7 protein-coding genes and 1 pseudogene are annotated in these 10,886 nt (G+C 70.9%); 2 read left to right on the top strand and 6 right to left on the bottom strand.

Going from position 1 to position 10,886, the window contains the following annotated elements; translation table 11 throughout:
* Positions 1–4: 4 nt before the first annotated feature.
* Positions 5–1,060, bottom strand: coding sequence for a hypothetical protein (locus FL311_RS14630; RefSeq protein ID WP_141325759.1), 1,056 nt, complete (start codon positions 1,058–1,060; stop codon positions 5–7).
* A 244-nt stretch (positions 1,061–1,304) separates the two neighbouring features.
* Here FL311_RS14630 and FL311_RS14635 point away from each other — a divergent pair, with 244 nt between their 5' ends.
* The gene (locus FL311_RS14635) at positions 1,305–2,612 is read left to right on the top strand and encodes a hypothetical protein (protein WP_228556875.1); all 1,308 of its coding nucleotides are present in this window, start codon (positions 1,305–1,307) and stop codon (positions 2,610–2,612) included.
* A 42-nt stretch (positions 2,613–2,654) separates the two neighbouring features.
* Here FL311_RS14635 and FL311_RS14640 read toward each other — a convergent pair whose 3' ends face one another.
* On the bottom strand, positions 2,655–3,566 hold the full coding sequence (locus FL311_RS14640) for a hypothetical protein (RefSeq protein ID WP_141325761.1): 912 nt from the start codon (positions 3,564–3,566) through the stop codon (positions 2,655–2,657).
* Between the two features lie 306 nt (positions 3,567–3,872).
* Here FL311_RS14640 and FL311_RS14645 point away from each other — a divergent pair, with 306 nt between their 5' ends.
* Positions 3,873–5,114: a calcium-binding protein gene (locus FL311_RS14645; RefSeq protein ID WP_141325762.1), complete on the top strand. Its 1,242-nt coding sequence runs from the start codon at positions 3,873–3,875 to the stop codon at positions 5,112–5,114.
* A 30-nt stretch (positions 5,115–5,144) separates the two neighbouring features.
* Here FL311_RS14645 and FL311_RS14650 read toward each other — a convergent pair whose 3' ends face one another.
* From FL311_RS14650 to FL311_RS14665, 4 genes and pseudogenes are all read right to left on the bottom strand, one after another.
* A complete protein-coding gene (locus FL311_RS14650; protein WP_141325763.1) occupies positions 5,145–7,910 on the bottom strand; it encodes a VWA domain-containing protein in 2,766 nt (921 codons plus the stop codon).
* The gene (locus FL311_RS14655; RefSeq protein ID WP_141325764.1) at positions 7,907–9,637 is read right to left on the bottom strand and encodes a BatA and WFA domain-containing protein; all 1,731 of its coding nucleotides are present in this window, start codon (positions 9,635–9,637) and stop codon (positions 7,907–7,909) included. Before FL311_RS14655 ends, FL311_RS14650 begins: the two co-directional genes overlap by 4 nt.
* A 178-nt stretch (positions 9,638–9,815) precedes the next feature.
* Positions 9,816–10,664 carry a DUF58 domain-containing protein gene (locus FL311_RS14660; RefSeq protein ID WP_141325765.1) on the bottom strand — a complete coding sequence of 283 codons (849 nt, stop codon included), beginning with the start codon at positions 10,662–10,664 and terminating at the stop codon, positions 9,816–9,818.
* 14 nt (positions 10,665–10,678) lie between these two features.
* Positions 10,679–10,886: pseudogene (locus FL311_RS14665) on the bottom strand (ABC transporter permease); the annotation flags it as partial.

A 10,886-nucleotide genomic window follows, 5' to 3' on the forward strand; every position in this document is an offset into this window, starting at 1 on the left:
GGGGCTACAGCCAGTACATCTCGAAGCACGCGCCCACCGGGCCCGCGCCGCTGTTGGGCGCCATGGGCGAGCTCACCCACGCGCCGCCCACGCCGCACTGGCTCCACTGCTGGTTCGACGAGGACTGCACGCAGGTGCGCGCGGGCACCGAGCGGCCCAGCGTGGCGGACGAGCACCACGGCCACGCCTGGGTGCAGTTGGTGGGGCGCGTGGTGCTGCCCGCGGTGAAGACGCCGGAGACGCACTGGCGCCACATCGCATCGGACGAGCTCTGCACGCAGCCGAGCTCCGGCACCGTCGTGCCCGCCGTCTCCGACACGCAGCCCGTGGACGTCGGGGCCCCCCAGTTGAAGCCGCCATCCGCGTACCGGTGGTAGATGACCGACACCAGCGACGAGCCGCCCACCGTCGTGCGGCCACACTGCGTCGCGTACGCGCCCACCCAGGGCGTGTACGTGTAGAGCGCCGCGGTGGCCTTGTTGGTCGGCTTCACCGAGCACGGGTCCAACGTCGCCTTCGTCGTGCCCACCTTCCAGCCGGACACGGTGGCCCGCCCCGCGTCCAGGTCCGTGAAGTAGCCGCGCAGCTTCTTCGCCGAGCAATCAATCTGCTTGCCGAAGCCCACGTATTGCGCGTCACACCCGCTGCTGTCGGGACAACCACAGCCGGTCGCCTTGCTCAGGTTGTTGGAGGTGCCGCTCTGCACCAGGCTGGACTCCACCTGGATGCGCGCGAGCATGTACAGCGGGCTGATGCCGAACGCCTTGGAGCGCTCGACGATGAGCGCCGCCGCCGTCTTGTTGCTGAAGGCCGGGTCCCGATACGTGGCCAGGTACGAGCCCTGCTGCGTCAGGAAGGCCTGCACCTGCTCGGTCGTAATCCACTGGTGGCCCAGGAGGTTCTCGTCCTCCAGCAGCCGGTGCATGTCGTACTTCACCGTGGCTCGCTGCAACACCTGTCCGGTCAGCTCGTCGACGAACTCATCCTGCTCCTCTTCGACAGGGCCACAGCCAACCGCCAACAGCGCGGGCACCATGAGCCACCACAGTCGCGTCTTCATCACGGCCTCGAGGGGAGATGCGCCGTGCCCGGCAGAGAGGCGCTCGCCTCCCAGCGGGCCCGGCAGGGGGGAGCCTTCTCGTCTACCCGGCCCCTGCCTCACGTCTCAAGAATTTCTTGAATTGAAGGAATGACAGATTATTGGCGCCGAGCTGGATGGGCACCCGGAGCGCGGGTGCTGTCCTGGAGTCCAGGGGACTTGAGGCTCACGCGGCGCGTCGGGCTAGCGTCCTAGGCGTATGCACATGCCCTGCTCGATGTGGCTGAAGCGTCTGGTGGTGGTCAGCGTGTCCCTCGCGGTGCTGGGCGGTTGCTCCAGCTCGGACGACGACGGCAAGACACCCGCGGCGGATGGCGGGACGAACACTCCGGACGGCGGAGGCACCGCCAGCGGCGACTGCCTGGGAGAGACGTTCCTGGAGTCGCTGGGCGAGGACCGGCTGCTGGTGGGCGCGCAGATGGAGGACGACACCGCGGAGGGTGCGCCCTTCGACGTGCACTACCTGTACATCGCCAGCGGGCTGGTGGACTCGAACAACGTGTGCACGTCGTGCACGTCGGGCTGCAACGCGGGGGGAACATCCTGCGCGAATGGCGCGTGCGCGTGGTGGGGCTGCTGGCAGGACCTGTCGCAGCCGCCGGGGGACTACATCCGCGGCTTCGTGTCGCGGGCGGCGGGGCGGCAGCAGCTCCCGTTCATCACGTACTACCAGCAGCTGCTGGGCAGCGTGGGGCCCTCGGGTGAGGGCGAGCAGCAGCTCACGGCGCTCAACGACGCGGCGGTGATGCGGCGCTACTTCGCGGACTATCGCTTCACGCTGCAGCAGGTGGGCAGCGCGCGCGCCCTGCTCCACCTGGAGCCGGACCTGTGGGGCTATCTCCAGTTCTTCTCCAACGGCAATCCGGACTCGGTGCCCGCGCAGGTGGCGAGCGCGAACAACACGGACTGCGGAGGCATGGCGAACACCGCGTCGGGCCTGAGCCGCTGCATGATTGCGATGGCGCGCAAGTACGCGCCGAACGCGAAGGTGAGCCTGCACGCGAGCCCCTGGTCGACGCGCGTCGACGTGTACCTCAACACCAACGCGTCCTTCGACATCGCGGGCGAGGCGCGCAAGGTGGCCGACTTCCTGTCGAAGCTGGGCGCGGCGGACACGGACTTCATCGTCGTGGAGGCGTCGGACCGCGACGCGGGCTTCTACGACAGCATCGGCGAGGAGACGTGGTGGGACGTGGACAACCGCAAGCTGCCCCACTTCCGTCAGGCCTTCACCTGGGCCGCCGCCATCTCCGAGCGGCTGGGCAAGCCGAACTTCTGGTGGCAGCTGCCGGTGGGCAACATGAGCCTGCCGAACAGCAACACGCGCTGGAAGGACAACCGCGTGGACTACTTCTTCTCGCACACCGCGGAGCTGGCCGCCGCGCACTCCGTGGGCTTCTCCTTCGGCGCGGGTGAGGGCCGACAGACGTCGCCGGAGACCGACAACGGAAACCTGGCCAGCCGCGTCCGCGCGTACAAGCAGGCCGGTGGACAGGTGCCTTGCGTGAAGTAGCCGTCCGGACGGAGGCGGGACCGCGGTGACTCGCGGTCCCGCTCAGAACAGGCGTGAGTAGGTGGGCCTCGCGTCCGGCCGCGGCGTCCATCGCCGGCCGTCGCGAGGAAGCCAGAGCAGGTGGAAGCGCTCCGCGGGCCCTTCGTAGCGCACCGGGTGCTCGCCGCGCTCGAGCACAAGCTCCGCCTGCGTCACCCGCTGGCCGTCGATGAACAGCGCGCCCGTCTCGAGCACGGACGCGGGCTCGACGAAGTAGCGACCCTGACGCACGGCGAGGAAGCGGTCCTCCAGCCTGTCCCCGTTCTTCACGTCGTACCGCTGGCCCCAGAGGAACAGGTCCCCGTCGTACGGCTGGTAGTGCGTGTCGAGGAACCCGCGCAGCCCGGGCGGCAACCCGGACGTCCGCAGGTCATCCACGCGCAGCACGCAGCCCTTCTGCGAGGCCCACAGCGCGGCCACGTACGCCAGCCCCGCCACGAAGCCTGACCACCGCGTCCCCGGCCGCACCGACAGCGCCGCGAGCGCGCCCAGGAACAGCGCCGTGGACAGCGCATCCGGGCGAAGCTCCGTGGCGAAGCGCGTGAAGGGCACCAGCGAGAGCAGCAGCACCGGCCCCAGCCAGCGCACGCCCCGGCCCTCGCGCCGGTTCAGCGCCGCCACCGCGACACAGCTCCCCAACAGCGGCACCAGCATGGCCGCGCGCAACGCGAGCACGCCCCTCGGCGAGTCCCCCAGCAGCCAGAACAGCGGCGCCAGCGCCTGGTACACGAGCGGGAAGTGCACCTCGAAGAAGTCCCGGTAGGGCACCTGCCCCTTCGAGACGAGCCACGCCGCATGGGCATACTGGAACTCGTCGATGCTGAAGGCCTTGTGCAAGGCCAGCCGCGCGGCCAGCACCCCCAACCCCAGGAGTCCCAGCCCAAGCCCCACGCGCGTCCACCGTGCGTCCGTCATCGGCCGCCCTCTTACCCCGAATCCCTCCCACCTCCTGGGGTGGTCCTGACCGCATGAACCGAGCATCAACTTTTGATAGTGGGGAACTATTTTGACCCAGTTGTGCATCCCGCTCTTTCCGTGTATCTCGTCTTTACCCTGTGAGCTTCAAGGGGAGCGGGCCGCCCCCTCATCCCGTGACGACACCTCCAGGTCGGGGCGGCCCGCGTCATTTCGCAGAGGGGGAATCACCACATGTCTCAGCACCATCCGTGGGGCGCCAGGCGCTCCGCGATTGCCCGTTCATGTCTTGGGGCCGTTGGAGCCGTGGCGTTGGTCTGGGGAGCCGTCGCGCCGGGGAGCGCGCAGGCCGCCCTCCAATATCCCGGGTTGGATCTCAACGCGCACTGCGTCCAGCGCTATGGCTCGGGAGCCTTCGCCACGCTGACCGCGAACAATGCGTATGGCTGGTCCTGCTACAAGAATGGCCAGTACCTGGGAATGGACCTCAACCAGGCGTGCCAGACGCAGCACACGAATGGCTTCCAGGCCGCGTACCGCAACTTCAACGACGCCTATTCCTGGTACTGCCAGCTGCGCGCGAACTACACGTCGCAGAAGGGCCAGGTCCACTCGCTCTACGTGTGGAAGGGGCAGTACGTCGCCCTGCGCACGCCGGACACCACCACCTGCGACGTGAATCGCATCAGCCTGCTGGTGGATGGGTTCGACCGGGGCTACCTCTTCTACAGCGACGTCACGGGCCGCACGCCCTCGCTGTTCCGCCACTACCAGAACCTGGACAGCATGGCGGTGCTGCCGTCGGGCTACGTGACGGGCTGCCCGAGCGCGTCGGACCCGGCCTGCGGTGAGATTGCCCAGACGGGCATCGAGTTCAAGTACGACCTGTACAACGCGAACATCTGCACCGACGCCGCGCTGAGCCTGCACAACCAGGTGGGCTTCTACGAGCTGGGCCGCAACTTCTGGTTCTACAGCGGCCAGCTCTCGTCCACGAACAGCAACTACGCCCACGCGATGACGACGGGCTACGCGGTGCTGATGCGGTTCCTGTCCATGGAGTACACGGGCCTGGCCGTCTCCTCGAGCCACTCCACCCTCCACACCAACGTGAAGAAGCTGGTGGACACGTACGCGTCCGCCACGGTGGCGTGCGGCACGGCGGGGGCCACCAGCACGCCCACGCCCTCGAACAGCTCGCTCTGCTACAAGCACGACTGGACGAACACGCTCCTGGCCAACCAGGGCCTCAACGGACTGGGCACCACGGACCTGTTCGCGTCCTTCGTGATGCGCCTCAAGCGCCAGCACAACTGGGCCTTCGTCTTCCAGCTCTGGCGCAAGGTGGGCGCGCTGAGCAGCGTGACGAGCCCGTACTCCTCGGCGGACAACTTCGTGCTCGCCGCCAGCCGCGCGGCGAACGTCAACCTGTCCGACGTGTTCGCGGACGCGTGGCGGTGGCCGCTGAGCAGCTCCATCCGCATCACCTTGCAGAACGAGTTCGGCAACCCGGTGAGCGCCGCGCCGTACCTGGTCCCGGACCCCTGAGGTCCACCGGTGGGCGGTGCGTCTCGCCGCTCACCGGTCCAGTCGACGACGGGAGCGGGCGCGCGCGGCCTCCAGCGCCGAGTCCACGCCGCCCTCGCCTGCTGGCTTCGTCCCGGAGGTGTCTGGCTTCGGCTCCGGGGTGCTCGAAGTGGACGTGGGCGACTCCAAGGCGCCCCGTGTGCTGTCGGGTGCGGGCATCGTCACGCCGGGAGCGGCCCCTCTCGGCGTGGCGGTGCCCCGTGAAGCCGCGGTGGCCACGCGCTGTCGGGGCGCGGAGAGCAAGCGCCTCACAGCCACCTCGGCGAGCAACACGAGCATCGCCAGCGAGATGAGCCAGGGCGCCAGCGCGAGCTGGCCCTCGGACTCGGGGGCCTCGGCGAAGAGGCCCGTCATGGACAGCCGCTCCACGCCTCCGCCCACGGCGGCGAGGGCGCGCAGCAGCGCCAGTCCTTCCTTCTGGCTCCCTGGCTCGAACTCCGGGGCATACGGCAGCGCGACGGGCGGAGCCCTCAAGGCGCGTGTGCCCACGCGGACCACCGGGTGCCACGTGCCGCTCCCCTCCAGTGGGAGCTCCGCCACCAGCCGGTCGTCATCCTCCCAGCGCATGGGGACCTCCACCGGCGCCGACTTCCCGTCGCCCGCGAGCAACATCATCGAGGGCAGGGTGCCAGGCAGCGGCGCCTCGGGGGGCAGGTCCAGCGTCACCCGCAGCAGGTGTCCCCGGCGCTCGGAGCGCACCACCGCCTCGCCCAGCGGAGAGGAGCCCGCCAGCGTCCAGCGCACCATCGCCTCCAGCGTCGCGCGCAATGAGCCCCACTGGCGAAGCTCTCCGGTGAAGGGGCCGTCGACCTCGGCGGTGAAGGCCACGGTGCGTCCCGCGCCCCGCGGCCACATCGCGAGCACCGGGGCCGCGTGGGTGTCGAGCGTGCGCAGCGCCACGTTGGCTTGAGGGCGCAGGTAGGTGAGGTTGTAGCCGCCCACCTGGGGCAGGCCCTCGGAGGGCAGCCGGCCCAGGAGCGGCAGGTCGGGCGCGGCCTCCATCGACACGGGCTCGTCGATGAACGTGGCCCGGGCCACCGCGAGCGTCTCCTGGCTGAAGATGCGCGGCAGGCTCATCGCGTCCTCGGCGAAGTAGATGCGCCCGCCGCCGCGCTGGGCGACCTCCATGAGCAGCCTGGCGTCGGAGTCCTTCGGTGTGCCCAGACCGATGACCGACACCGTCACCGACTTGGATTGGAGCTCCTCGAGCGTGCGCCGGAAGTCGTCGGGCTCCTCGGAGTCGGCCGCGTCGGAGAAGAGCAGCACGTGGCGCGTGGCCTTGTCGCTCTGGAGGATCTGCTTGCGGCCGGAGCGCAGCGCCTCTCCCACGTAGATGCCGCCGCCTCCGCTGAAGCCCTGGGCGACCTTGTCGAAGGGCAGGCCCGCCTGGACCGAGCGCAGCGGGAAGATTTCATGGGTCTCCGTGTCAACCATGTGCACGGAGGCCTCGTCCTGGGGGTTGAGCAGCGAGAGCGCGGCGACGACTCCCTCGGCGGCGACCTCCATCTTGGTGCGCCCGTCGGGCACGGTGGCGCCCATGGAGCACGAGCAGTCCATCAGGATGCTGATGGCGATGGAGGCGCGGCGGACCTCCTCGCGCATCTCCAGCGACACGGGCAGCAGGGGCTCGATGGGCGAGCGCCGGTAGCCGCCCTCGCCGAAGCTCTCGCGTCCGCCGGTCATCACGAGCCCGCCGCCGGCCTGCTCCACGTACGAGGCGAGCGCGTTGAGGCCCGGCTCGCCGAGCAGGTTCGCGTCCACGTTCTCGAGCACCACGCTGCCCACGCCATCCAGGTCATCGAGGGACAGGCGGAAGGGGGCGCGGACGTCGACGAGCAGGCCCGTGGCCTGGAGCGCCTGCGCGAGCGTGCCCTTGGGTTGATGGGTGAGCAGCAGCACACGGCCCGGGCCCTCGACGCGCAGCACCGCGAGGCCCTTGTCGTTCTCCACCACGCCGTCGCCGGGGACCTCCACGGTGAGCTGGTAGCGCGCGAGGCCGGGCTCCTCGATGAGGTCCCTGAGCGGCAGCACGTTGGGGCCAGGGAGGAAGTCGAACGGGCCCTTCACGAGCACGCGGCCGTTGCGCTCCAGGCGCACGGTGCCGGTGACGGCCGCCGAGGCGTATACCTGGGCGGAGAACTGGAAGGGCTCGCGCGCGGCCACGGCGGTGGGCACGTCGAGCGAGACGACGGCGACGTCCAGCGCGGGCTCGGGCCGGGCGAGCTGCCGCCAGTCCACGGCGATGCCTCGGGCCGCGAGCCTGCGCGCCGCGCCTCGCGCATCCGTGCCGGTGGCGCGGCCATCGGAGAGGACGAGCACGCGGCCGGTGCGCTCCTGGGGGATGAGGACATTGGCGGCGTCGAGCGCGGCGGAGAGGTCCGACGCCTCGGCGTCGAGCGGTCGGCTGAAGCCTCCGAAGGCGCCGACAGAAGACAGGGGCTGCTCCACCCGAGCCTCGCGGCCGAAGGTGATGACGCCCACGCGGTCGCCGGGGCGCCGCTGGGATTCCAGGTGCGAGACGAGCTCCTGGGCCGTGCGGTCCACGTCGCGAGGCATGGACGCCGAGCGGTCCACGATGACGACCACGTCGCTGCCCGCGTCCTCGCGGCGGCAGCTCGGACCGGACAGCGCGCCGACCACCAGCACGAGCAGCGCGCCGCGCAGCCACATCGGCGGACCGGGCCTGCGGCCGTACTTCCACAGGAAGAGCCCCAGCGGGATGAGCAGCATCCACGCCTGCGGGAGCGCGAAGGTCATGACACCCGCCTCGTGACGTAGAAGTCGCCCATCAGCGCGAGCAGGAGCAGCACCAGCGGCCAGCGCATCCGCTCGGAGGCCCCTGCTCCCTCTGCATCCTCGCCGGACTCACGCGGGGGGATGTCCACGCTGCCGCGTCCGCGCAGGTCCGACTCGCGCGAATCCATCGTCAGCACCACCGCGGCGTCGACGACTTCACCGTCGCGCTCCAGCTCGTAGCGTCCAGGCGAGGAAGGCGGAGGCAGGCTCACCGCGCCCGCGCCGAACACGGGCTTCTCACCCTCCGGTCCCACCAGCGTGTAGCGCTCGCCGGGCAGCGTCACCACCTGGAGCGGCTCGCCCAAGGAGAGCTGTCTGCGCGCGAAGCCCTCCCGCGAGCGACGCGCCTCGCGCACCACGTTGCCCAGCAACACCGGCCACGCGGACACACGCTGCACATTGGAGCGGGCCAGGTCGACGTTGAGGTGCACACGTCCGTCCTCTCCCTCCGACACCAGCACGGCCTCCCCCGCGGTGATGAGCGGACGTCCGGGCGGATTCTCCCCCGCGGACCAACGCACGCCCGCGAGCTGCACGTCGTCGAGCAACGGATGTCCCTTCTCGGAGAAGAACGGACCCACGAAGGTCCGGGGCTTGCCCGTGGCTCCCACCGTCACCCTTGCATCCGTGCCTTGCGGACCGATGAGCAACACCTCCTCCGCCGCGGCCTCGCGCGACAGGTCCGGGATGGCCGAGACGAAGCGCTCCAGCGCGCCCCGCTCCAGCGGCCCCAGCCCCTGCGCCAGACGCACCGCGAGCGGCCGCGCCGACGACACGGGCAGCGTCGCCCGGTTGTCCTCCGGCAGTGCGTCCGGAGCGATGAAGACGCTCACCTCGCCCGCGTCCTGGAACGTGACGCGCACCGTGGCGGTCTCCCCATCCTTGAACGACACCGTCTCCGCGCGTGACGCCCCCTGCTTCGCACCCGCACCAGGCTGCGCGGTCATCCGCACCGACACCGAGTCCGGCCCCACACCGAAGCGCGCCACCCGCAGCGTCACCGTCGACGTACCGCCTTCGTCCTTCCGCTGCGCGGAGACGAGCGCCACGTTGTCGCGCGCCGTGCCCAGCGCCGTCCATCGCACCGGCGCGGGCACCACGAGTCCCTCGGCCGGAGGCGCATCGGTGAAGAAGTCCACGTGCTTGCCCGGCCCCGCGAGCTCCTGTGCCCACAGCAACGTGGGAATCGGGTCATGGTCCGCGCCCAGCGCATTGAAGGACTCCAGCACGGCCAACGCCCGCGACGGCTCCGCCTCCGGCCCCGCGAGCACTCGGGGCGTCATGCCCGTCGCCAGCACCGTCACCCGCGTGGCCTTCGCGGTCTCCACCCGACGCGCGGCCTCGCGGCGCACCAACTCCAGCACCGTCACGTTGTCGGGCCCCCGCGCGGACATGGACAGGCTGCCATCCACCACGAGCACCAGGTGCCGGCTCCGAGCCGACTCGCCCAGTCGAACATCCGCCAGGTACAGCGCGGCGGCGATGACCGCGAGCACCTCCAGCAGCAGCGACACCTCGCGCGTGAAGCGCTCCCATCGAGGCCCCGCCTCGGCGCGAGGGCTCGGCGTGCGCCACAGGAACAGCGCGCTCACCACCACTGGCTTCTGACGCCGCCGCAGGAAGTACGCCGCCACCAAGGGCACCAGCGCGCCCAGGGCCAGCAAGCCCCACGGGAAGCCGAAGCTCACGCGCCACCTCCCACGCCGAGCACCCTGTCGGCGCACCCCAGCGCGAGCCCATGGCCGCGCGCCGGAGCGGGACCGCGCCGCTCAACGAACGAGGACGCGCGCTCACCTCCGCACGCGGGAGCGGGCCACCCCACACCCCGACGACCCGGCACGTCGGAGCCCGAAGCACGCACGCCCCTCACGCGCCACCTCCCGCGACGAAGAGCGGATGCAGCGGCCCCGCCACCAGGGCCGCCAACGACTCCGAGGCCGGCGCCGTCACCAGCAGCCCACGCGCACGCAGCGCCGCGCCCCGCAACAAGCGCTGATGCTCCTCGAAGCGCCGCGCATACGCCGCCAGCACGTCCTCCGTCAGCAGCTCCTCCAACGCCGCGCCGCTCTCCGAGTCCACCAACCTGGCGCCCTCACCTCCCGAAGGTGAAAGGTCCTCCTCATCCAACACCTGCACCAGGAAGCACCCCGCCGCCCCACGCGACAGCCGGGACACCAGCGCGGGCAGGTCCGCCTCGAACAGGAAGTCACTCACCACCACGCGCAGCCCACAGGGCCGGGGCGGAGGCAGTCGCCCCAGCGCCGTCGCCAGGTCATCCCGCGCGTCGAACTCCAGCGCTCGCAGCACGGCCCGACACCCCGCCCCCTGCATCCGCTCCGCGCGGACCGCCGTGGTCAGCAGCGTCGGGCTCAACCCCTGCCGCGCCGCCACCTCGCACACCAGCAGCGCCAGCTCCTTCGCGCACGCGGCCTTGCGCGGCGACAGCGCCATGGAGCGAGAGCCATCCACCACCACCTCCACCCGGGGCGACACCTCGTCCTGCCGCACGCGGAGGATGAGCTCATCGGTCCGCGCCACCGCGTTCCAGTCGAGCTGCCGCAGGTCATCTCCCGGCTGGTACGCCCGGAAGTCGTGCAGCTCCAGCGAGCTGCCCATCGACGACGCGCGCACCTCGCCCACCCGGCCCCGGTGCGGCCCTCGCGGCAGCGCCAGCGCGAGCCCCGGGGCCAGCCGCCCCACCACCGCTTCGTCCATGGGAGCGGGCCCGCTCACAGCCGATGGGCCCGCTTCTCACGCTCGGTCAGCACCCGGTCGGCCAGGAACGCGCACAGCAGCGCCAGCCCTCCCAGGAAGCCCACCATGGCCCAGGACATCTCGGGCAGCCCCGTGGAGTAGTCGTGCGACGAGAAGTTGGCCACCCCCACCACCGGGTTCAGGAGGTTGATCAACGAATCGCCCGCCTCCAGCCCCACCACC

It is taken from the genome of Myxococcus sp. AB025B, from assembly GCF_006518215.1.
Taxonomy (GTDB): domain Bacteria; phylum Myxococcota; class Myxococcia; order Myxococcales; family Myxococcaceae; genus Myxococcus; species Myxococcus fulvus.